This is a genomic window from Cohnella yongneupensis, from assembly GCF_042655785.1.
In the GTDB taxonomy this organism is placed as follows: domain Bacteria; phylum Bacillota; class Bacilli; order Paenibacillales; family Paenibacillaceae; genus Cohnella; species Cohnella yongneupensis.
Genome location: NZ_JBHSNC010000053.1, coordinates 22,014 through 44,149, shown reverse-complemented (window position 1 = coordinate 44,149; position 22,136 = coordinate 22,014). Strand labels below are relative to the sequence as shown.

22 protein-coding genes are annotated in these 22,136 nt (G+C 54.2%); 3 read left to right on the top strand and 19 right to left on the bottom strand.

Features of this window, described 5'->3' with window-relative positions; translation table 11 throughout:
- Positions 1 to 6 precede the first annotated feature (6 nt).
- The 7 genes from ACFPQ4_RS18175 to ACFPQ4_RS18145 all read right to left on the bottom strand — a co-directional run bounded on the left by ACFPQ4_RS18175 (position 7) and on the right by ACFPQ4_RS18145 (position 7,162).
- A complete protein-coding gene (locus ACFPQ4_RS18175) occupies positions 7 to 774 on the bottom strand; it encodes an SDR family oxidoreductase (RefSeq protein WP_378113360.1) in 768 nt (255 codons plus the stop codon).
- Positions 774 to 2,075 carry a glucuronate isomerase gene (locus ACFPQ4_RS18170; RefSeq protein WP_378113305.1) on the bottom strand — a complete coding sequence of 434 codons (1,302 nt, stop codon included), beginning with the start codon at positions 2,073 to 2,075 and terminating at the stop codon, positions 774 to 776. The genes ACFPQ4_RS18175 and ACFPQ4_RS18170 overlap by 1 nt, the downstream gene beginning before the upstream one ends.
- The gene (locus tag ACFPQ4_RS18165) at positions 2,063 to 2,923 is read right to left on the bottom strand and encodes an AraC family transcriptional regulator (protein ID WP_378113304.1); all 861 of its coding nucleotides are present in this window, start codon (positions 2,921 to 2,923) and stop codon (positions 2,063 to 2,065) included. The genes ACFPQ4_RS18170 and ACFPQ4_RS18165 overlap by 13 nt, the downstream gene beginning before the upstream one ends.
- Complete coding sequence (locus ACFPQ4_RS18160) at positions 2,910 to 3,791, bottom strand: sugar phosphate isomerase/epimerase family protein (RefSeq protein ID WP_378113359.1); 882 nt, start codon at positions 3,789 to 3,791, stop codon at positions 2,910 to 2,912. Before ACFPQ4_RS18160 ends, ACFPQ4_RS18165 begins: the two co-directional genes overlap by 14 nt.
- A gap of 39 nt (positions 3,792 to 3,830) precedes the next feature.
- Complete coding sequence (locus ACFPQ4_RS18155; protein WP_378113303.1) at positions 3,831 to 4,901, bottom strand: Gfo/Idh/MocA family protein; 1,071 nt, start codon at positions 4,899 to 4,901, stop codon at positions 3,831 to 3,833.
- Positions 4,902 to 4,915: 14 nt separating this feature from the next.
- Positions 4,916 to 6,064, bottom strand: a complete 1,149-nt coding sequence (locus ACFPQ4_RS18150) for a Gfo/Idh/MocA family protein (protein ID WP_378113302.1) — start codon at positions 6,062 to 6,064, stop codon at positions 4,916 to 4,918.
- Between the two features lie 171 nt (positions 6,065 to 6,235).
- Complete coding sequence (locus tag ACFPQ4_RS18145) at positions 6,236 to 7,162, bottom strand: AEC family transporter (protein WP_378113300.1); 927 nt, start codon at positions 7,160 to 7,162, stop codon at positions 6,236 to 6,238.
- A 94-nt stretch (positions 7,163 to 7,256) separates the two neighbouring features.
- On the opposite strand from ACFPQ4_RS18145, the gene ACFPQ4_RS18140 reads away from it, so the two are divergent.
- Positions 7,257 to 7,562, top strand: a complete 306-nt coding sequence (locus tag ACFPQ4_RS18140; RefSeq protein WP_378113299.1) for a hypothetical protein — start codon at positions 7,257 to 7,259, stop codon at positions 7,560 to 7,562.
- A gap of 571 nt (positions 7,563 to 8,133) precedes the next feature.
- On the opposite strand, the gene ACFPQ4_RS18135 is transcribed toward ACFPQ4_RS18140, so the two are convergent.
- From ACFPQ4_RS18135 to wrbA, 8 genes are all read right to left on the bottom strand, one after another.
- Positions 8,134 to 8,793, bottom strand: coding sequence for an SGNH/GDSL hydrolase family protein (locus ACFPQ4_RS18135; protein ID WP_378113298.1), 660 nt, complete (start codon positions 8,791 to 8,793; stop codon positions 8,134 to 8,136).
- Positions 8,794 to 8,915: 122 nt separating this feature from the next.
- Entirely contained in the window at positions 8,916 to 10,508 is a 1,593-nt protein-coding gene (locus ACFPQ4_RS18130; RefSeq protein ID WP_378113297.1) for a DUF2339 domain-containing protein, read from the bottom strand.
- Entirely contained in the window at positions 10,508 to 11,266 is a 759-nt protein-coding gene (locus tag ACFPQ4_RS18125) for a YwaF family protein (RefSeq protein ID WP_378113296.1), read from the bottom strand. The genes ACFPQ4_RS18130 and ACFPQ4_RS18125 overlap by 1 nt, the downstream gene beginning before the upstream one ends.
- A 198-nt stretch (positions 11,267 to 11,464) precedes the next feature.
- Positions 11,465 to 12,553, bottom strand: coding sequence for an RCC1 domain-containing protein (locus tag ACFPQ4_RS18120; RefSeq protein WP_378113295.1), 1,089 nt, complete (start codon positions 12,551 to 12,553; stop codon positions 11,465 to 11,467).
- 51 nt (positions 12,554 to 12,604) lie between these two features.
- The gene (locus ACFPQ4_RS18115; RefSeq protein WP_378113294.1) at positions 12,605 to 13,330 is read right to left on the bottom strand and encodes a response regulator transcription factor; all 726 of its coding nucleotides are present in this window, start codon (positions 13,328 to 13,330) and stop codon (positions 12,605 to 12,607) included.
- Positions 13,323 to 14,720 carry a sensor histidine kinase gene (locus tag ACFPQ4_RS18110; protein WP_378113293.1) on the bottom strand — a complete coding sequence of 466 codons (1,398 nt, stop codon included), beginning with the start codon at positions 14,718 to 14,720 and terminating at the stop codon, positions 13,323 to 13,325. Before ACFPQ4_RS18110 ends, ACFPQ4_RS18115 begins: the two co-directional genes overlap by 8 nt.
- Positions 14,721 to 14,756: 36 nt before the next feature.
- On the bottom strand, positions 14,757 to 15,347 hold the full coding sequence (locus ACFPQ4_RS18105; protein WP_378113292.1) for a thymidine kinase: 591 nt from the start codon (positions 15,345 to 15,347) through the stop codon (positions 14,757 to 14,759).
- Between the two features lie 161 nt (positions 15,348 to 15,508).
- The gene (gene wrbA, locus ACFPQ4_RS18100; RefSeq protein WP_378113291.1) at positions 15,509 to 16,123 is read right to left on the bottom strand and encodes an NAD(P)H:quinone oxidoreductase; all 615 of its coding nucleotides are present in this window, start codon (positions 16,121 to 16,123) and stop codon (positions 15,509 to 15,511) included.
- Between the two features lie 156 nt (positions 16,124 to 16,279).
- On the opposite strand from wrbA, the gene ACFPQ4_RS18095 reads away from it, so the two are divergent.
- Positions 16,280 to 17,086, top strand: a complete 807-nt coding sequence (locus ACFPQ4_RS18095) for a hypothetical protein (RefSeq protein WP_378113290.1) — start codon at positions 16,280 to 16,282, stop codon at positions 17,084 to 17,086.
- 81 nt (positions 17,087 to 17,167) lie between these two features.
- On the opposite strand, the gene ACFPQ4_RS18090 is transcribed toward ACFPQ4_RS18095, so the two are convergent.
- The 3 genes from ACFPQ4_RS18090 to ACFPQ4_RS18080 form a co-directional block, all read right to left on the bottom strand.
- Positions 17,168 to 17,833: an SOS response-associated peptidase gene (locus tag ACFPQ4_RS18090; protein WP_378113289.1), complete on the bottom strand. Its 666-nt coding sequence runs from the start codon at positions 17,831 to 17,833 to the stop codon at positions 17,168 to 17,170.
- A 92-nt stretch (positions 17,834 to 17,925) separates the two neighbouring features.
- Positions 17,926 to 18,753 (bottom strand): ammonia-dependent NAD(+) synthetase, encoded by an 828-nt coding sequence (gene nadE, locus ACFPQ4_RS18085; protein WP_378113288.1) that lies wholly within the window; start codon positions 18,751 to 18,753, stop codon positions 17,926 to 17,928.
- A gap of 133 nt (positions 18,754 to 18,886) precedes the next feature.
- Positions 18,887 to 19,726: a DegV family protein gene (locus ACFPQ4_RS18080; RefSeq protein WP_378113287.1), complete on the bottom strand. Its 840-nt coding sequence runs from the start codon at positions 19,724 to 19,726 to the stop codon at positions 18,887 to 18,889.
- Positions 19,727 to 19,951: 225 nt separating this feature from the next.
- On the opposite strand from ACFPQ4_RS18080, the gene rocF reads away from it, so the two are divergent.
- Positions 19,952 to 20,857 carry an arginase gene (rocF, locus tag ACFPQ4_RS18075; protein ID WP_378113286.1) on the top strand — a complete coding sequence of 302 codons (906 nt, stop codon included), beginning with the start codon at positions 19,952 to 19,954 and terminating at the stop codon, positions 20,855 to 20,857.
- 346 nt (positions 20,858 to 21,203) lie between these two features.
- On the opposite strand, the gene ACFPQ4_RS18070 is transcribed toward rocF, so the two are convergent.
- Positions 21,204 to 21,998, bottom strand: coding sequence for a helix-turn-helix domain-containing protein (locus ACFPQ4_RS18070; RefSeq protein WP_378113285.1), 795 nt, complete (start codon positions 21,996 to 21,998; stop codon positions 21,204 to 21,206).
- Between the last annotated feature and the right edge of the window lie 138 nt (positions 21,999 to 22,136).

The following is a 22,136-nucleotide window of genomic DNA, read 5'->3' as shown; positions in this document are numbered from 1 at the left end:
TGCTCTCTAAATCGTCATAGCCCCGAACCCGCCATCGACCCGCAGCAGCGAACCGGTGACAAAGCCGGACGCCCGCTCGGAAGCGAGATAGACGATAGCCCCTTGCAGCTCGGACGGGTCGCCGAACCGGTTCATCGGCGTATGCCGCATAATCGATGCGACTCGCTCCTCTGACAAGATCGCCCGGTTCTGCTCAGCCGGGAAAAAGCCCGGTATGACGGCATTCACCCGGACGCGGGCAGGAGCGAATTCACGTGCCAGGAATTGCGTCATGCTGTTCACCGCCGCCTTCGACGCCGAATAAGTAAATACTCGCGATAACGGCGGACCCGAGGACACGGACGAGACGTTGATGATGCTGCCCCCTTGCCCCCGATCGACCATATGTCGGCCGAACACTTGGCACGCTAGCATGACGCTTTTGGCGTTCACGTCCATGATCTTGTCCCATTCTTCCTCTTGGATCTCGAAAAAAGGCGTCGCGCTGTTCACGCCCGGACAATTGAGCAGAATGTCGACGCCGCCCGTCCACGCTTCCACTTCTCCGAGCAACCGCTCGAGATCCGCCTTTGACGTCGCTTCCGCCGAGAAGCAGCGCGCTTGGCCGCCCGCGGCCTCTATGCGCTCGCGTACCGGCACCGCTTTCGCCGCATCCCGCGCGGTTAACGCTACCGATGCGCCGTAAGCGGCCAGCGCCTCCGCCATCAAACCGCCGAGCGTGGAAGACCCGCCGATGACGAGCGCGGTTTTACCCTTAAGATCGAACAAATTCATCATCGAGCCTCACCCCTTTCGACCGCCGGCACCGGCTTGCCGAGAAACCGCCAGAAGTTGCCTCCGAACAAATCGGCGCAATCTCTGCGCACGTCGTCTTCGGTTACCGTCCAACCGGTCTCCAGAACGCGCGTATATTTTTGGATCAACGTCTGCGCGATAATACGTCTAGAATATTCCCATTTGTACAGCAACTGCCCGAAAATCCGGCAATCCGAATGCTGCGGAATGACCGACAGGCCAAGCAACTCGAGCCGCATCTCCGTCATTTCGCGCACCATCGATTCGATGTGCAGAAACCACCAGCAGCCGAACACCATCAGGTTGCGGAATTTACGCGCCAGAACGGCAAGCTCGTGCTGATTTTCCCGCGCCAGCATCGTGATCAGGAACTTCTGCTCCGGATAAGCCCGGCACAGCGATTCGACTGCTCCGACGTCCGATTTCATGCTCATATCGCCCGCTAGCTGCAGGCCGGGGTTGACGCGACGCCGTACGCCGATCATGAGCGCGAAGGGGATGCCTGCCTCTTGGCATGCCGGAACCATAGCCTCGTCGATCATCCGCGTGCGGTGGTCCGTCGCCGGATAGACGAAGTCGCCAGGCATCGATACGGCCAAATACAGCGCGTCCATCCGGTCGATCCACTCGCCCAAAAACCGGCGGACTTCTCTAACGGTTTCCTCCGTCCAATCCGCGGACACGCGGTAACCGAGCCCCGCGAGCTGCGGCCAAGCGTTATCCCAGTCGTTCAGCAACGGATCGACGCGCAACGCCGCATGGAACCTCGGATCGCCCTTCCCGCCTCCGCGCTCCCATGTCGCCCGTTCCGAGGCATCGAGCGGATCGTTCGTCATGACGATATCGCGCACGCCCGCCGTACGCATCACATCGTCGATATGTCCGTCCACGGTCATTCGCGCCCATGCGTCCCGATATGTCTGCAAGTCGCGCGACGACGTATCCAGCCCGAGCTGACGGAACACGTTAAGCACGCCCGAAGCGGCTTCGCTGATCGGCGAGTGCTCGACGAACAACGTCCGCCAGATGAGATCCGCTTGCTCCCGCTTGGACAAGCTCCAGAACTGCTCGTAAGGCATATCGATCCAGCGGAACGTCTCCGAGATAAGGTAATGATACGTGAGCAAATCGTCGAGCTCCCATAAGCAGAGCGACTCGAATTCGGATGCGAACAAATGCGTATGCATATCCGTAACTGGAGTCTGGCGGACAATGGTCTCTACGGCATCCGCTATCGTATGTAAATGTAACGTCGTACCTGCTATTTTCATCGTTTCCATTCGCTGAATCCCGCTTCCTTTTCTTGCAGGTTATTGTTCCTTGCCTGCTTCTTGAACTGATCCGGGGATAAGCCGGTCATTTGCTTGAACAGTCTGCTGAAATGCGCCAAATGCTTGAAGCCGAGCCGGAAGCAAGCTTCGGTCACCGTCATGCCCGGATGCAGGAGGAACAATATCCGCGCTTCGTTAATTCGCTTGCGGTACACGTACTCGAAGATCGTTACGCCCGTAACTTCCTTGAAAATTTTCGCCAAATATGACTTGCTGAGATGGAGCGTCTTCTGAAGCTGGTCCATGTGCAAATCTTCGGTAAACGTCGTCTCGAGCAGCGCGATGACGTCCTGCACCGCTTTTTCCTTCTCCGATGGAAACTCTCTTTGCTGACGCAACGGCTGCAAACACCGCTCGTACACGAAATGCAGCAGATCGACGAACGCGAGCATGCGCCGGCTATCGCCGATTTCATCATGCCGTTCTTGATGCTTATGCATGAGCGACAAAATGCGCTCCGCCTCTTCCTTGTCCTCGCCTCTTAAGCAGAGCCGGTAGTTCTTGAACTGCTGAAACGGCTCGAGCACGTTAATCGCATGCGGCGGCTCCAAATACGGACGCAGCAACGAGGGGTCGAAGTGAATGATCGAGCGGATGTACGGATAAGCCGGATCGATTTTCGCGCAGTGCAGCGTCATGCCGTACATAATAATCAAGTCGCCGGGAGAAAGCGTGTAAATCTGATCGCCAATCAAGTAGTTGCACTTGCCCTCGTGAAAGTAATACACCTCGTAGTAGGAATGCGAGTGAAATACCGGCTCGATCGGCGTATCCGTCCGATGGTTAAACGTGAACATTGCCCTGCAGCTCCCGCACCAGCCCGCCGATGTAATCGGCGAAAAATTTCAGCATGTCCGGGGAACGTCCCGCGAACACGCCGCTGAAATCTTCGACGCCGAGGTATCCGTCATAGCCGATCGCGATCAAATCCTCGATTACTTGGCGCCACGGCACCATGCCCTGATTAATCGGCTCCCAGTCGCTGCGCCAGACGCCGCTTCCATCGGCCGCTTGCCCCGCCGGCTTCCAGCCCGCGTTCTTCACGTGAACGTGCGCCAAGTACGGACCGAGAATTTCCATAGCCATCCGGTAATTTTCGAATCCTTCGTGCACCGTGTTGCCCGGGTCGAACAGGACGCCGATGTGCGCGGGATCCATCCCTTCGACGAGACGCCTCGCGGCGGAAGCCGTCGCGGCAATCGTGCCATGGTGAATTTCGATCAAGCCTTTGACTCCGTATCTCGCGCACAGTTCTTCGCAAGCGCGCAAATATTGACGCTCAAGCGCGAACAGCTCGTCGAAAGGCTTGCTGCGGTCGTAACCCGGAACGCCGAGCCGGATGAACGACGCCCCTAGCGCCTTCGCCGCTTGCAGCACTTGCTCGGTCGCTTCCAAATCGCCCGCCTTCAAATAAGGCGTAACGCTAAGCGTACGAATGCCGTGACGCTCCGCCGCCTCCTTGAATCTGGCAAGCTCCGCCTCGCCCGCGGACGGTTGAATCGTGCACCGATTGTTCCCCCAGTACGAATACGGTTGGCTTGCCGCGTTCGCCGGCAGCTCGGTATATCGCCATTCGATGCCTTCCAATCCGGCTGCGTGTGCCGCTGCAGCCAATTCATCAGGTCCAAGCTCGGGCGTCGAAACCGTAAAAACCGAAAGCTTCATCATTATTAATCGTCCCCCCGGGATCGCATAAGTGTATGCTTACACGCGTATGGCTTGAAGCTGAGCCCTCAAGCACAATTCCGCGGCTTTGAATGCATGCGCCTGCGTCATCGCCTTTTCCGTGCGGTTCAAGCTGTCTAAGATCAACTCGCCGAAGTAAGGGAAGCCGACTTGACCGCCAAGCTCCAGATGGAACTCTCCTTCTCCATTAACCATGTACAGATGGTCGCCGCTTCCGTGTCTAGCGATATCGACGTATTTGCGAAGCTCGATATAACCGTTCGTGCCGAGGATCATCGTCCGGCCGTCGCCCCAAGTGGACAAGCCGTTAGGCGTTAACCAATCGACGCGAAAATAGTTCGTAACCCCGTTATCGCCCCGCAGCGTCGCGTCGCCGAAATCCTCGAGTTCGGGATACGCGGGGTTATTGTAGTTGCCGACTTTGCTGTGAAGCACCTCTGCATCGGCGCAGCCGCCATAGTACAGAAATTGCTCGATCTGGTGGCTGCCGATATCGCACAAGATTCCGCCGTATTGCGATCGGTTGAAAAACCAATCCGGCCGCGATGCCGCGTTCAGCCGGTGCGGACCGAGCCCGAGCACTTGCACGACCTTGCCTATCGCGCCGTCTTTGATGAGCTGTCCCGCGAACACGGCGCTTTCCACGTGCAGCCGTTCGCTGTAATAAACCGCGTATTTGCGGCCCGTTGCCGCAGCTACGGCTTTCGCCTCTTCCAATTGCTCTAAGGTGGTGAAAGGCGTTTTATCGGTAAAATAGTCTTTGCCGTGCCGCATCACCTTCACGCCGAGTGGCCCGCGGTCGCTCGCGATCGCTGCTGCCGCCACCAGGCGGACTTCCGGATCCTGCAGGATCTGCTCTTCCGATTGCGCCACCTTCACTTCAGGATAAGCGGCGACGAACCGTTCGACTTTAGCCGGATCGCGATCGTACACCCATTTCAGCGTCGCGCCTGCTTCCCGAAGACCGTTGCATTGCCCGTAAATGTGACCGTGCTCCAGCGACATCGCCGCGAAGACGAACTCGCCAGCCCCGACGACCGGTCGAGGCTTGCCTTGCGGCGCATAATTCATTCCATTAGCTCTCGACATGGCTTAGCGCCCCCTTATCGTGCGGACGGCTGCGCATTCGCCGCATTCGCCGCCTTCGACCGCTCGATTTGCTCCTGTAGCTTCGCGCAAAACAGCTCTTCGTCGATCGGGAGATCGACCCAGCCGTCCGTCCAAGTGGACAGCAGCATCGCGTTAGAAATCGTCAAGCCTTTGATGCCTTCCTCACCCGGAGCGATCAGCGGCGTACCTTTCAAGATCGCCTGCGTCCAGTTTCTCGTGATGTGGAGGTGCTCCGCGCCCCCCGGCGTAATCGGAATTTCGAACTTCCAAACTTCCGGTTGGGCGAAGCTTTCCGTATTCCGCTTGTTGAATTCCGACTCCGGCTCGCGGAGACGCCAAAACGTCATTTGATCGTTCTCGATGACGATTTTGCCGCGGTCGCCCGAAATTTCGAACCGGTTCGTACCCGGCGCTTCGTGCGTCGACGTGACGAACACGCCGGACGCGCCGTTCTCGTATTCCACGTATGCCGTTACGTCGTTCTCGACTTCGATGTCGCGATGTTTGCCGAATTGGCAGAACGCGCGGATGCGTTTCGGCATTAAACCCGTCGTCCATTGCCACAAGTCGAGCTGGTGCGGGTCCTGATTGATGAGCACGCCGCCGCCTTCGCCTGCCCAAGTCGCTCTCCAGCCGCCCGAATTATAGTAGCTCTGGGAGCGGTACCAATTCGTAATAATCCAGTTCGTCCGGCGGATCTCCCCGAGCTCTCCGGAAGCGATCAATTCCTTCAGCTTGCGGTAAAGCGGATTCGTCCGCTGGTTGTACATGATGCCGTATATTTTGCCGCTGCCCGCAGCAGCCTCGTTCATCTCTCTCACTTGCTTCGTATAGACGCCGGCAGGCTTCTCCACCAAGACGTGCAAATCGTGCGCGAACGCCTCGATCGCTTGCTTCGGATGCTCGTAGTGCGGCGTGCAAATGATAACGCCGTCCACTTCGCCCGAGCGGAACATCGCTTCCGGCGAATCGAAACGCTTCACGCCGTCTCCCCACTCCGCCTTCGCTTGATCCAGCCGCTCCGGTCTAACGTCGCATACGGCTGCAAGCACGCCGCCGCTAACTTGACCTTCAATCAAATATTTCGCATGACCGGTACCCATGTTCCCTAAGCCCACAATGCCGATTCTAACGCGCTGCATAATGCACTCTCCTTCGATTCGAGAAGTGTTTACTTTACGTCCCCATTGTATCATTGTTATCTGTGAGCGAACTTCACTACCAGTATACAAATTCTGTTTTCATTTGACTGTGAGTCAACAAAAAAAGACGACCGGAGTTTTATCTCCTATCGTCTTTCCGTGCGCGCAAGATCAAATATGCAATAGATAGATGACTCCCGTAACCGTCGCGACGCTGCACACGGTGCTGACGAGCACGGTTTGGGAAGCGAACTCTTGTTCATTGTCGAATTCGACCGCCAGCAATACGCTGCTTAACGAAGTCGGGACGGCGGACGATACGATCAGCGCCGAAGCCATGAGCCCCTCAAGTCCCATAGCATTCACGACGCCCCAAGCGAGCAGCGGACCTACGATCAACCGGAGCACGGTCGATAAGCTTACGTCCACGACGAGCTTGCGGCTCAGCGATCCGCGAATGCTCCCTAGCTGCACACCGAGCGTAAAGAGCGCCGTGCCGATGAACGCATTGGACAAATAGCCGACGGATATATCGATCGATTCCGGCAAAGGAACGTCGAGCCCTCTCATCAGGAACGCGAGCGGAATGACATAGATGACCGGCATGGACAAGATCACCCGGCGAATGGCTCGCCAGTCGGCTTTGTGCGCGTTAACGCTATAGATGCCGTAAGTGTTCGGGACAAGCGACTGCATCATCATAATAAGTACTTGCACCGACAACGTGTACGGGTTGCCCGAGAACGCAAGCTGATTGATCGGAATACCGTAATTGGCGCTGTTGTAGAAAAGCACGCTGTTGCGCATGGCGCTTTTTTGGCCGCCTTCGTATTTGCGAAGCCTGATGACCGCCTCGACGATCGTATACTGCGCCAACATAAACAGGGCGAAGAATAGCATTACCTGTCCGAACAGCTTGAGCGAAATCTCGGTTTCGTACAGCAGCTTGAACATGATCGCCGGCGAGAACAAATAGAAGTTAAGCTTCGAAAGCGTCTTAATATCAAGATCGAAAATCCGGTGCAAGACGGCGCCGAGGCTAATTACGATCGAGAGCGGGAGTACGTTGTTCCACAAAATATGCAAAAAGATATCCATGAAGTCTTCTTTCCGTTGCGAGATTTGGTAATGCTATTATCGGCTCCGTGCTATAATATTTCAACCTACTAAAGTAACGAAAGGATGAACCTTCATGGCTTTCGGCATTACCCGGGCTGAGCTCGATGCGTGGAAAGCGGCGGTCAGCCGCGGCGAAATCGCCTACATAACCCACTACTGGCTGGATCCCCGATTTGCGGGAGTCCGTACCGTGACGAAGGTCGGTTGCGCGGATTTGCCGCGGCTGCGGGAATGGTGCGTCGCCAACGGGCTGAACCCGCGGTACATCCATAATCGGCCGCCCTATCCGCATTTCGATCTGATCGGACCGAAGCAAACGGAAATTTTGCGCCGCGAAAATTTAATCGATCAACTGGAGCGGTTTAAGTTGGAGGGTTGAGTGTGATGTTTGCGGTGGCTGCCGGGATTAAGGTAACTCGATTCCATCGTGCTATAGCGTGCCGTCGAGCTCATTTCAGATCAGTAACTCGATGTCATCGTGCTATTGCGTGCCGTCGAGCTCATTTCAGATCAGTAACTCGATGCCATCGTGCTATTGCGTGCCGTCGAGCCCATTTCCTCTCAGTAACTCGATGCCATCGTGCTATTGCGTGCCGTAGAGCGCATTTCCGTCTTGTAACCCGATATTTCCGCGCTATTACCCCACTCCGTGCCGAATTCCGATCAGTAACCCGATTTTCCCGCGCTATTACCCGACTCCGAGCCGAATTTCGTACAGTAACCCGATTTTCCGCGCTATTACCCCACTCCGCACAGTATTCCATTCAATAACCCGATATTTCCGCGCTATTACCCGACTCCGAGCCGAATTCCGTTCAGTAACCCGATATTTCCGCGCTATTACCCCACTCCGCACCGTATTCCAATCAGTAACCCGATATTTCCGCGCTACGCAAAAATCCCCCTCGCCACAATCAACCTGAGCGAAGGGGATTTCGTTATAAAGCGAATTAGTTCCTATTCCATTCGAATCCGATTTTGTTCAGGAACGCCCGAGCCAGTACCGCATGGCCCGCTTGCGTAGGGTGAACGCGATCCCATGCCAGTGTCGCGGAGTACAGCTCTTTAAGCACTTCGTTAAACGCGGCTTGCGTGTCAATGAACTGCGTGCCGTAATCGGCTGCAACGCTGCGGACGATCGCGCCGTATTCGTCCATCGTGCGACGCATCGCGTCTTGCTCGTTGCTCTCGATAAAGAACGGTGTCATTAGCACGAGTCCGCCTTGCAGATGCGGTTTCGTCTCCGCGACGAGCTTGCGCAAAGTCGCTTCGTACTGGTCTTTGTATACATGCCCATCGGTAATGAACGGCGTGTCGTATTGCCGCCAGACGTCGTTCGTGCCGATCATGACGACAAGCCAGTCCGGCTTCCGGTCGATAACGTCCTCTTGCCATCTTGCTTCCAGGTCGACAACCGTATTGCCGCTAAGCCCGGTATTGACGACCCGAATTCCGAGCTCCGGGTAAATGGCTTGAAGCAAGGAGTCTACTAGCGACACGTACCCTTTGCCGAGCGCCCCGAACAATCCTTCGCCGACAGGCTTAGCGCGATCGCAATCCGTAATGGAATCTCCGATAAACAACAGCTTTTGGCCTTTTTGCAGCAGCACGCGCTCATCACTCCAACCTTAAATGTGTCGATACAGCTTCATTCATTGTACAACCATCTAAGCTACCGTGGATAGAACGAAATCGTTGCTTTTGCCACACCGACCTGAAACTCGCGATTCTCTCAGCCGTTGCTAATATCCGATTGCGGATTGCCTTCCTCTTGACGCCACTTCGCGTTTACCCAAGTAATTAAGAACGAGATTCCGCCAAGCACGAGCAGCACGAAAACTTTGTATAACGCTTCTTCGCCTTGAAGATCCATGAAGATTGCCTTGATAGCTACGAGAACCAAGACGACGGATCCGAAAATCCGGAACAGGATTTGCCGTTGATGAGCACCCCACAAGTATAGAAGCAACGCGTAAATCCCCCACGATACGGTCAGTGATAGCTGCAGCAATTGATCCGAATATTCGTCGAAATAGACGAGGAACACGTTCTGAATTTGTACGGTCAACAGCCCGCCGACGATTAGATGGCTTAGCAGAGCGAACAGCATCGACATCACGTATGCCGAATTATCGGTCGATCTCACGACGATTCCGCGCATCGCGTAGTAGAATCCGATGGCTGCGAGCAACACCCAAGCCATCGCCCCCCAGTTCAGGAACGGAATGAACGTGCCGAACCATTCCCCTCTTGGCGCATCCCAAGTTTCGACGAACCAATAGATGCCTACGACCGTCCATATCACGACGGATGCAATTGCAGCGGACATCCAATGCTTGACTTGCCCAACCAAGGCGAGCAGTCCTGCGATACCGCCCCATACGAATACGTTCACCAAAGGTTTTGCTTCGAGCCCGCTGCCGAGACTAGAGGAGGCCAGCAGAAGGAGCAACATACCAGCTAACATATGGCTGACGGAAGCCGAATCCGCCTTGCCGACCAGACGTAGCATGAACATTCCAGTACCGATGAAGACTGCTCCAAGCAACGCGATGACGACGGAATAAGGAAGATCGTCTTGCAAAATATTGATCGCCCAGCAGCCGAACAGAATTCCGTTGGCTAAGCTTAAATACATGCTCCAACCGTCGAAGCAACGGTTGCTTCTCCACGAAGCGATCATAAATCCGATCGCATAGAACGCAAAGGCGGCCAACGCGTACCGAAGCGGCATGCTCCACAATCCGTCAACCGGCGGATTATAGTGGACGAAATACGCTGCATATATGATCCACGTTCCGATGAACGCATGAACTCGCAGCTCGCTCCATCTTTTGGCCACGCTGATCGAGAAGAAAGCGGCATTGATGACAAACAAGTAAATGAAGAGGCTGAACACTTGATCCGTCTCCGGTTGCATGAGCAACGGGGATAACAATCCGCCGGCAAGCGAAATGTTCATGAGCAGGCGGGAACCGAAGCGATAAGAGAACGCCGTTACGCCCGCGGTCACTGCCGTCATGCCGATGAGCACGGTCATCGGACTCCACAGACCGTAATAGATGCCGGCGAACGAGAACGTAGCGTATAGTACGCAGGCGCCAAGACCGAGCACGATTTGGCTGACGTAAGCGGACCGTCTTTTCCGCGACGCCTCAAGTCCGGCTACGCTTAAGCCGGTGCCGCAGAGCAAACCGAATCCGATTTTCATAACATCCGTAATCCAACCCTCATCGAGAGAATATTTGAACAATGTAATGAACGCCGATAAGACGAATAACACGCCGAGTAGAGAAGTCCAGTGCTTGCGAACGATAGTTTCCATTACGATCTACCTCCATGTAGGGGTGTATACCGATTTAACCTTCTGATTACCGCATCGATGCCGAGGACGATTCCAAGCAGCGCGAAGCACATAAGCAGCGCTACGACTTCTAATTGCAACAAGTACCAAGGCCACGGCGATAGCAGATCCAATAACGAACCCGAGCTTGGCTTGCGAGCGAGGAACATGAAGTTGGTTCCCGCCAATGCATTCGTGATCGCTGCCGGAACGGCCAGAACGTGCAACCATCCGATCGCTCGGAAGACCGAAGCCGCGGTCGGTCGCCAACCCGTCACCGCCGTCATGTAAATGCTCGCCGAGATGATGGCTCCGTGAGCGAGGAAGAAGTGAAAGTAGCGAAATTCGTAGTACGTCGCATCCAAGTCCGGTGTCAGGAGCGCCTGCAGTGCGCCCAGTATGCCAAGAAAGAAGGCGATCTCGTATAATTTCTTATTTCTGGTGAGCAGCAACGCCGCCGACACCCAAACCATAATGCTGCACAGCTGAAAAGGAAGCGAATACAGTCCCCAGTTGTCCGTCAGCGTGTACCAGCTATAGAGCGAGACCTCGCTTCCGATCAGAATCGCGGCAAGAGCTTTCCTCGCGATGTTGTCCATGCCGGAACGTCTCAGTCGCCGCCGGTACCCGATAATGCCGATTGCCAGCGCTGCCGCCATCGCAATTCCTACTCCATGCGCCCATGTGAACGGTTCGAATGCCACCTTCGCCACTTCCTTTCCAGTCGATGCTACTAGCATCTCCACACCTTCATTCTAGAAAAATGGCGCAAAAAAAATAGTACCAACTATTCGTGGTACCGCCGAAATATTGATGTGTGGGTTCTTGTCAAAATCGTGAATGGGATAAAGTTCTTGTCATTCAAAAATGACAACAGCATTATCCCATTAAATAAAAAAAGCCGCGATTTACGCGGCAAGAAGAAAGCTAATATGCTCTTAGGGATATAATTTAAGTGAATCACCATTGGGATCACCATCAAATAACTCCCCGTTGTTTGCAAGTGCAACTACTTTATAGGCATCTCCGCCTATTTCTCTAATGTCATGAAGCATAGCCAGTCTTGATTGATCACCTAGATACCATACAGTGCCGTCGTCTTTAAGTCCAAAAGCACCGCTGATTTTCATTACATGATCCATAAGCAGAATTGGCTTCTGCACCGTCTTAATGCCCCGCGAGTCAGGTATTATAGGCACCACATCTACTCCCACAAGCTGGTAGTCATCCGACTTTGCAGTCCCCCAAGTCCACACATTTCCATTTTTATCTAATGAAAAATGATAGTCTTCTCCTTCTTGAAGATCGACAATGTCATGTAATCCAATAACCATATAAGGTGATCCGTCATATGTCTCCCAAACCGTTCCGTTACTTTTAATTCCGGTCATACAACTCCCAACTACTTTTGCATTATCTAACCATTCATATGGGTGTACAGCTAACTGGGATTTTTTTAATTCCTGATGGCTTACTAATTTGGTGCTAGCCATTTCATTATTCGTTGGAAGTTGGCAATCTGAGGCTTTCCAACCCCAAACGGTTCCATCCTTTTTTTGATAAATAAATCCATCACCTGATCCCCATAAATTTATAACTTCATCGGCATAGGGAAATTTTGTTGCCGTTTTAACTTGAGGATGGGAATCAAATAAACCTTCCTGTACATACTTCAGTGGTTCTCCCCAAAACCATATACTTCCGTTCTTTTTTAGTGCAAAGTTTCGACTCTCACCTCTGACAACTTTTACAACGCTATCTAATTTATCAATTTGAACAAATTTAGTGGTATCGGTTTCAAATGATCCATCATCCGTATCATTAGCATGAATCAACTGATCTTTTTGAATTATGACATAACCTTTAGTTGTTATTAAAAATGGGCCGCTAAATAAATGTTCTATATCCTCTAAATTGGATACAGGATGATGTTTAACATCCCCCACATATTTGCATCCTGCTAAAAGAAGAAAAGAAACAAATAGGCTTATACCCATATATATTTTTCTTACTTGGTTGGGTTTCAATTTATTACTCCTTAATAACTGTTTTGTATTAAATTGTAACCTTGATACAACTTAGTTTTTATCATAATCTTTTCCTTCGATCGTGCGGTTTCGTTCATCGCGGTCGGCTTCGGCTCCCAGCAAACCAAGCTCCTTCGCCTGTCTTGCGGCATCCTTCGAGCCTGTAACCTTCAGCTTCTTCAAAATATGGTTAATGTGGTTTTTCACCGTCCGTATGGAGACGAATAACTTGTTCGCCATCTCGGACTGCGAGTAGCCTTGATCGACCAACTCCAGCAGTTGAAGCTCCGAGGGCGTCAGCTTATCCTGCATCGTCTTCACTTCGAATTCACGCTCGATTCGTTTAAGGCGCCGGAACTCCTCCCGCATTCGTTCCGCGGCTGCCGGACTTATCGGAGACTGTCGCCTTGCCGCCGCGCGGATCGCATCGGGCAAAGATTCGAAATCGGATTTGATCTGGTAATCGATCGCTCCGGCTTGGAACGAGCGGAAAATCAAGTCCTTCTCTTCCATCGAGGTCAGCATGATGACTCTGGCGCCTGTCGCGAGCGAAACCTCTTCCGCGAGCGCTATGCCTTCGGGCACCCCGTCCAGCATGATGTCCATGAGCGCAACGTCGGCTGGCGGCGGATTGTCGGAAACGAGCGCTTGCCTGACTTCTTCCGGCCGACTGGCGGAGAAGACGATGCCGATGTCCGGCTGATTCCCAAGATAAGCGGACAAGACGCGTAGCCAGTCCGGGTCGTCCTCGACGAACCATACATTGATCTTAGACATTCGCTGACCTCCCGAAATCGACTGGATCTACAACCGCATGCATCGCGGCAATGCTCCGTTTCGGAAAAGTAAACATGACGCTCGTGCCTTCCCCTACTCGGCTGCGAACGAGCAAATCTCCTCCGTGCTTTCGCATCACGTAATAAGCGTAAGGCAAGCCGAGTCCGAAATTCGTATCCTGTCCGCGTTTTGTCGTATAGAACGGCTCCAGCGCTTTGCGCGCCTGCGTCTTGTCCATGCCGCCGCCCGAATCGCGGACTTCAACCGTCAGCTCCCGCTTGCTGGCGCGAAGCGACACTTGAAGCGTTCCCGCTCCGTTCATCGCTTCGATGGCGTTCGCGATAACGTTATGGATCGCTTCTCCGACTTGCGCCGCGTCCACGTTGCAACGCCAACCGGCCGGAACTTCAATACTTACCCGTATCGACTCAAGCTTAGGCTCGCACGATTTGATGACGCTTCGAATCAAGTCGCCGAGCTCGGTCTCGACCGGACGAATGATCAAATCCTCCGTCCGGCGGTGCACGCGGGAGATCATCTCTTGAATGTGCCGCGATGCGTTCATAACCGCGTTAACGTCTTCGAGCAGCTCCCTTTGGTCGGTAGACTCCGCGTAAGCTTTCATTTTTTCGCCGAACAACCGCATTTTGCCGACGTCGTTCTTGATCGCATGATGCAGAATCGCCGTGCCGGACGTTACCGCGCGCAACGTCGAATCGAGTCTCCGCCGATCAATAAGGACGCGCACCCCGAGAAATCCGTAAGTAAACAGCCCGATCACGAAGACGGCTATGCCCATCCCTACGAACCAGGTGTTGAACCGCCACATTTGCCGCATCCCGAGACTAGGCAACACGTAGCTCATCAGCATAGCGAATAGCGTCGGCGGCAGTACGGCAAGGCAAATGATCCAGTGGGAGCTTGAACGCGCGTAATGCTGCGTTTTTTTCGAAAGGACCGCCCATGCGCCGATCGCGAAGTGCGGAATCGCCCACCAGACGATCGCTTCGAACGTGACCGGCTTTACCTCGTTGTACGGCGGCGTTAATAGTACGAACCCGGCGATCGGCACTAGGAGCACGACCGGGACAAGCTTTGCTAGCATGTAAGAAAGCACAACCGGACGATAGGCAAGCGCGAATAGCAAAAATGCGTACGGTACGCCGTAATAGCAAAATAGCGACGATAGAGCTTGGACGTTATACAAAGCATGCGCCAACGTCCCTCCGTCCTCGAGCGTCGGAATGACGACATTGGCAAGCGTCGCCGCGCACGCCCCGGCCCCGCCGCTGAACGCAAGCAAGCCGAGACGCCGATTAACCGGCGATCTCGGCTCTGACAGCCATACGATAATGGCTACCGCCCATAATGCAATCCACACGAACAGCATCCGCAGGCTCCTTCGTTCGAGGCGCTGTTCCCCCGTCTATTGCTGCTTGAACGCGTTGTTATAGCATCGCCGGCATACCGGCTTGTAGTCTTCGTTGCCGCCGATATGAATCTGCTCGCCTTCGTTGACGGGAATGTCGTCCCGGAAACGGATGACCATCGTCGCTTTGCGGTCGCAATACCAGCAGATCGTCTTGATCTCCTCGATTTTGTCGGCTTGGATGAGAAGGTTGTAGCTTCCTTCGAACAGCTTATTCTGGAAATCGTTCTTCAATCCGAACGCCATAACCGGTATCCCAAGCTCGTCGACGATGCGCGTAAGCTCCAGCACTTGGCGTTTATTAAGGAATTGCGCCTCGTCCACGAGAACGCAATAAATTCTTTTATTATCCGACTCCGGTTCGTACGATTTAACGCGCTCATAGAGATCGGTGCTCGAATCGACCGGAATGGCCGGGCGAGTCATTCCGACGCGCGACCCGACTTGGTCCGTGCCGCCTCTCGTATCGATCGACGGAGTGAATATAATGACCGGTTTGCCTTGTTCTTCGTAATTGTGGGCAACCTTGATGATTTCGAATGATTTGCCGCTGTTCATCGTGCCGTACTTGTAGTATAACTGCGCCAACGGATTCCCTCCATGCCGATGATGTTAGCCCAATTATACATGAGAAACCGGCCATGCAGTAGCCTCGGTTGTCGAATGGCGCGCAAAAAAGTCGAATCGTTAAGGTGAACGCAAAAAAACTGTGCGGCTTCGCACAGTTTTCATCCGCTTGGCTATGTGCATTATCCTTGCAGACCCTTTTTCACCCAACCCGCGACGGTCGCGGTACGTTGGCCTTGATGGATGACCGCCGCCTTGACGTCTTCGACCATTTTGCCGTCCTGGCCGACCGTCACGCTAACGCCGTACGGATTTCCTCCTGCCGCGAACATGACTGGATCGGTATAACCCGGCCCCGCAATAATGCCGCCCCAATGATAAATCGACGTATACAGCGACAAGATAGTCGCTTCTTGACCGCCATGCGCGTTACCCGCGCTCGACATGGCGCTGACGACTTTGTTGGCCAGTTTGCCGGTGAACCAAAGCCCGCCGAGCGTATCGAAGAACTGCTTCATCTGCGCGGCCATGCCGCCGAATCGGGTGGGTACGGAGAAGATGTACGCGTCCGCCCATTCCATGTCCGCGTTGGTTACGACAGCCACGTCTTTGGTCGCATCGACATGCGCCTTCCATCCAGGGTTCGCCGCGATCGCGGCTTCGGGCGCTAGCTCGGGAACGCGAAATATTTTAACCTCTGCCCCGGCCTGTTTCGCGCCTTCGGCCGCCCACTGCGCTAACTGATAATTCGTTCCGGTAGAGCTATAATAGATGACCGCCAGTTTGACATCGGACACAGGAATCCACTCCTCGACCTTTACGTACAACGTACAGGATGCCTCGGGAGCGTCGATTTCAATCTTTAGGAAAATATTGATACCTGTCCAAACAGAGGAAAAGAAAGCTCCAATCGCGAATGATGTAGCATACCTAGAATGAGGAGTAGATTTTACTTGTATACCAAATTGTCGATCGCCGCGGTTCTATTGCTTATGCTTTGTTCGTGCGGAGCCCGTATCACGCCGGAGGACACTCTTGAGCAAGCGATTGCGGCCCACGAGCAAGCGGATCATTTTCAAGTTCATATGAACGCTTCGCAGAAAACGGATATGGATGCGGTATCGGTCAAGCAAACCGCAAGCACGAACGTTCAAATCGCAAAAGATAAGAATCAATATTATATGGACAGCAATATTAAAAATCCGGTCACATCGATTGACACTAGGCTGTATATAGACGGCGAAGATTACTACATGCAGTCCGACAAATTAGAAATGGAATGGATGCTACTCGATGATCCGGACATCAAATCCCAGCTCGGCGGATCGTTAATGATGGATTACGACAACCCGAGCGTCTATTTGAATTTGCTGCTCGACGACGTTAACCGAATGACGGTCAAAACGAAGGACGGAGCAACCCGTTTAGTCGTCACCGAGCCGACGGAGAAGACGAAGCTCGCGATCGCCCAATATTTAATTGACAACGCCAAAACGATGGAACAGGGGACGGACTTCGATATCGAAGTTCAATCCGTCGATATGAACGACCTGGAAATCGTCTTCGACGAACGGACTTCTCTTATTCGATCGATCTCGATGGATCAAGTCGTGAAGTTGAAATTCGGCATCCCTACCGCCGAAAGCAAAATTAAACAGACCAACATGACCATCTCTCAAACGCTAACCGTAACGTACGACCACTATGACGATACGGAGATCGAGCTTCCCGACGAACTGACGACGTTTCTTGCGGGTTAACATTTAAAGATGAACTGCGATACTGCGACATAAAGCCGCCAACCCGGTCGAGATGACGGGATTGGCGGCTTTTGCATGGCATCAAACTTTCACAAGCGGAAAATCCGGGGATAGCTCGGCCATATAATCCGCCGTATCCCACGTTAAACTCTCGACGAGCGGCGTAACCGGATACATATGAAAATCGGCTCTGGGCAACGCGTGCAGCATGCCGATCAACGATTCGATTCTCGTCTCGTCCCGGTTGAGCCACATATCCATTGCGTAATCGTCCAATACGATCGGAAGCGCATGATCCGTTCCGAAAGCGGTACCCGCCGTAATGACTGTGCACATCGGAAATTCGTTTTTTTCGGAATCGAGCCATACGTCGTACATGCCTGGCATCGCGAAAGTCCGTTGTTCGCGGTGAACGACCCGCCAAGCGCGCCGGACTTTCCCTTCTTGTTTCCAGATGTAGAAGCCGCTGCACGGCACGACGCAACGCTTCTTCTTCAGCATCGACCCTAAATACGGCTTATCGCCCAGCGAATCCAAGCTCGTGTTGACCGAGCTTTTCCCCCAATACGGCATCAATCCCCAGCGTTGCTGGTTCAAGCACCGCTCTTCCCCCATTTGCTCGATGACCGGAACGAGCTGCGTCGGCGCGATATTGTAGCGCTGGTTGTAAGGGATATGTACGCGATCGATACGAAATTCGTCCGTCAAATCGGACAGTTCTGCCGTTAATGAATAGCGGTTGCACATGCAAATCAGCCCACGCTTCCCGATAGTAGATTCGGGTTAGTGTGAGCCGATAGCATGTAAAATATGCGCGGGTTGGTTAAACTTTCTTCGTGCTATCGCCACCAATCATCGTATAACGTCACCGGGCCTTGGCGCTTATGTTCGGATGCCGCGTAGCGCTGCTCGATCTTCTCCCGAACATCGTCGGGGACGGTCTTGAGCTCTAGAAAGTCGTCCAATTGCTCGTAAGTTAACCCAAGCGCGTCTTCATCCGGCAGTCCCGGCTTCTCGTCTTCCAAATCCGCGGTAGGCTTTTTCTCGTAGAGATGCTTCGGGCAATCCAGGCGCTTGAGCAGTTCTCTGCCTTGGCGCTTATTCAGGCCGTAAATCGGCGCCAAGTCGCACGCGCCATCGCCGTGTTTCGTATAAAAACCGGTAATCGCCTCCGCCGCGTGATCCGTTCCCAGCACGAGCAAGCGGTAATGGGCGCCTAAGTCGTACTGCACTTTCATTCGCTCGCGCGCCTTCACGTTGCCCCGTAGAAAATCGCTTAACGTCTCGCCCGTCGCTTGTTCGAACGCCTTCACCGACGCGTCGACCGCCGGTTTGATATCGACGGTTAGGATACGCGACGGACGGATGAATCGAATGGCGTCCTGCGCGTCGTCTTCGTCCCGTTGCGTGCCGTACGGCAAACGAACGGCCAAAAACGAATATTTGCCGGAAGGCGCCGCCTCGTTGATCGCGTCGATCGCAAGCTGCGCGAGCTTGCCGGCGAGCGTGGAATCTTGCCCTCCCGACATGCCAAGCACGAATCCCTTAGCCCCCGTCCGAACGAGATAGTCCTCCATGAACTTAACCCGTCTATCTATTTCCGTCTCTACGTCAATGCGGCTTCTGACCTGCAGCCTCCGCGCGATTTTCTCTTGTATGCTCGACATCGCGATCCGCTCCTTCGTCTTTCCGGAATATACTGGCACTGTGCGTATTGTCCCGCCCGCGCAACGGCTTATACTCCGAAAACGCAAAAAAACCCGCCGTCCGAAGACGGTCGGGGCTTGCTGCGTAAGGCTGTCAGTCCGCGTAATACATAAATCCGAGCGCGCCCGGACCCGTATGCGTCGTAATGACCGGAGTCGCCGGACGAACCATGACCGGCGCGGAAGTAAAGCGCGCGATCTGCTCCGTCAGCTTCTCGGCGAGCGGCAAATTGTCCGCATGGGAGATAGCGATGCCGCGGACGGTTTTGCCGGCGATGTCTTGCTCGAACCGCTCGATGAGCGCTTTGATCACTTGCGACATGTTGCGCACGCGCGCGACCGGCGTGTAGACGCCTTTGTCGAGCATGGCGATCGGCTTGATGCTGAGCAGCGACCCGATCCAACCGGCGGCTTTGCCGATGCGCCCGCCTTTGATCAAGTTGTCGAGCGTATCGACGACGACGAGCAAAGACGTATGCGACAGAATCTCCTTTAACCGCGCCACGATGCTCGATACCGGTTGACCATCGCGCGCCATTCGCGCCGCTTCGATCACTTGGAATCCGAGCGCTTGCGAAATCATCTGCGAGTCTATGACTTCCACTTTGCTCGTCGACATTTCCGCGGCGACACAAGCGGCGTTGTATGTACCGCTAAGTCCGCTCGTCAAATGAATGGAAATAACCGTATCGCCATTCTCGCCAAGACGGTTGTACGTATCGACGAAGACGCCGACCGGCGGCAACGACGTTTTGGGCAGCTCGGAGCTTCCTTTCATTTTCTGGATGAACTCCAGAGGGGTAATCGTAACGCTATCCAAATACGTTTCTCCGCCTACGTACACCGAGAGGGGAATCACTTCTATGTCGTATTTGCTTAAGAGCTCCTTAGGGAGATCGGTCGTCGAATCGGTCACGATTTTAATTCCGGCCATAATAGTCACCTTCTAGTTGAGTAAGAACCTTCCTATTATACCCGTTCGATCGACAATTGAAAAACGACGGAACCTTCCTATGGCGCTAAAAACGGGCCGTTTCGTCGAAATTCCGCGCGGCGATTGGCGCCCCGGCGTCGAGCTTGGAGCCGATTCGTGGTATGATGAGAGGAGCAACCGGAAGCCGGCTACGGCTTATTCCTCTCAGAGAAGGAGCTCGCCTTCATGACTTTACCTAAAGAAATAGCGATCTTGAGCGTCCCTTTCGATTTGGGTGCCGGACGCAGAGGCGCGACCGAGGGACCCTCGGCCATCATCCAAGCCGGACTTGAACAACGACTACAATCGCTAGGCATGGCCAGCGAAGACGCGGGTGCCATCCGTTACACGGCAACCTCGGAAATAGATCAGGCGTCCGACAATTTGAAAAATTTAGCGGACGTTATAGCCGTCAACGAAGCGTTATCCGAACAAGTATCCCGCGTAATATCGTCTGGGAAATTCCCTCTCGTGCTCGGCGGCGACCATAGCATTGCTATCGGCACGATCGCGGGCGTCGCGCAGCATTATAACAATCTCGGCGTCATCTGGATCGACGCGCATTCCGATCTGAACACGCCGGAGACGACCGGATCGGGCAACATCCACGGCATGTCGCTTCGGGTGAGCTTGGGTGAAGGGGATGCAAGGTTGACGGGCATCGGAGGCGCCGGAGCGAAAATCAAGCCGGAGAATGTCGTGCTGATCGGCGCGAGGTCGCTCGATCCCGGGGAGAAAGCCTATATTAAGGCGGGTAATATGACCTGCTTCACGATGTACGACGTCGACCGCAAAGGCATGAGCCACATTATGGAGGAAGCGATTCGCATCGCCGGCAACGGCACGGACGGCGTCCATCTTAGCTTCGATATCGACAGCGTCGATCCGGGGGAAGCTCCGGGCACCGGCACGCCGGTCCAAGGCGGGCTCAGTTACCGCGAAGCGCACCTCGCTATGGAGATGCTAGGCGAATCGGGCATCGTGACTTCGGCCGAGTTCGTAGAGGTCAGTCCCGCTCACGACTCCGGGAACAAGACGGCGAATTTGGCCATGGAGCTCATCTGCTCGTTGCTCGGCGAACGGATTTTGTAAGGGATGGAACATCGCCTCGCGAGGCTACCGAACGAAACCCGGCTTCGCGCGACTCTAACCTCGCCTCGCGAGGCTGCAGCTACGAAACCCGGCTTTGCGCGACTCTAACCTCGCCTCGCGAGGCTGCAGCTACGAAACCCGGCTTTGCGCGACTCTAACCTCGCCTCGCGAGGCTGCAGCGACGGAACCCGGCGCCGTACGACTCTAACCTCGCCACACGTGGCTACAGCAACGAATCTCGGCGCCGCACGACTCTAACCTCGCCACACGTGGCTACAGCAACGAATCTCGGCGCCGCACGACTCTAACCTCGCCACACGTGGCTACAGCGAGACAGCTCCCCCCCTCACTCCACCCGCCCGCCGCGATATGCGCGCGGGCTAACCCCGTAAACTTTGCGAAATTGCGCGGCGAAGTGGTTGTAGTTGTTGAATCCTACTTCCTCCGCGGCCTCGCTCGCGTTTCTGCCGCGATGCGAAATAAGCAGCGCCGCTTGGCGGATCCGCATGCGGTTAACGTGCTCTAATATCGAATAACCGGTCTGCTCTTTGAACAGGTGGGAAAGCCTCGAAACCGATAACCCGATTTGCCTGGCGATATCGTCGACTCGGATCTCTTCCTTCATCGAACGACTCAGCACCTGCAACGTATGCTCGATTCGAGGATCGAACTGCTTGTCCTTACGCTGGGCGAGCAACAGAATCACTTCGCGGATCGCGTTCTCGCATAACGGCATCCATAGTTCGGTTCTGTTCAACGAATCCTGCAGCACGCGGCGAAACGCGCTTTCTACTCGCTCCCTTACCGCTCCTTCCGGCAATGTGCCGATATATACTTCTGCGCCGGTCAAATAGCTGTTTTCCGGTAGTCCGGGATAATGAATCCATAGAAATTCCCACCGCTTCCCTCTGACGGTTCCGTATTCGTGAGGAGCCCCGGCACGTAGCAAAGCAACCTGTCCGGCCCCGCAGATAACTTCGCCTCCCGGTGTGCGGATATAGCCCTCACCGCTTAGCGTGTAAGCGATTAACCAATCCTGCATGCCATCGGGTCGCCAGTGGCTATAATCGTCGCCTTTGTCGTAATAATCGCCGAAAATAGGTCCTTCCCAACTATCAGAACTAGGTTCGTATGGGGTCATCGCTTGAACTTCAGCCTCCGATCATCCGCATGGCATAGCACAATCGCGTGAATGAATAGCAACTTTGTTACTTCCTCTACGATACGGAACGGGGTAATCTGATGTCAATAAGATTGCATCTTAATGACAGAGGAGATT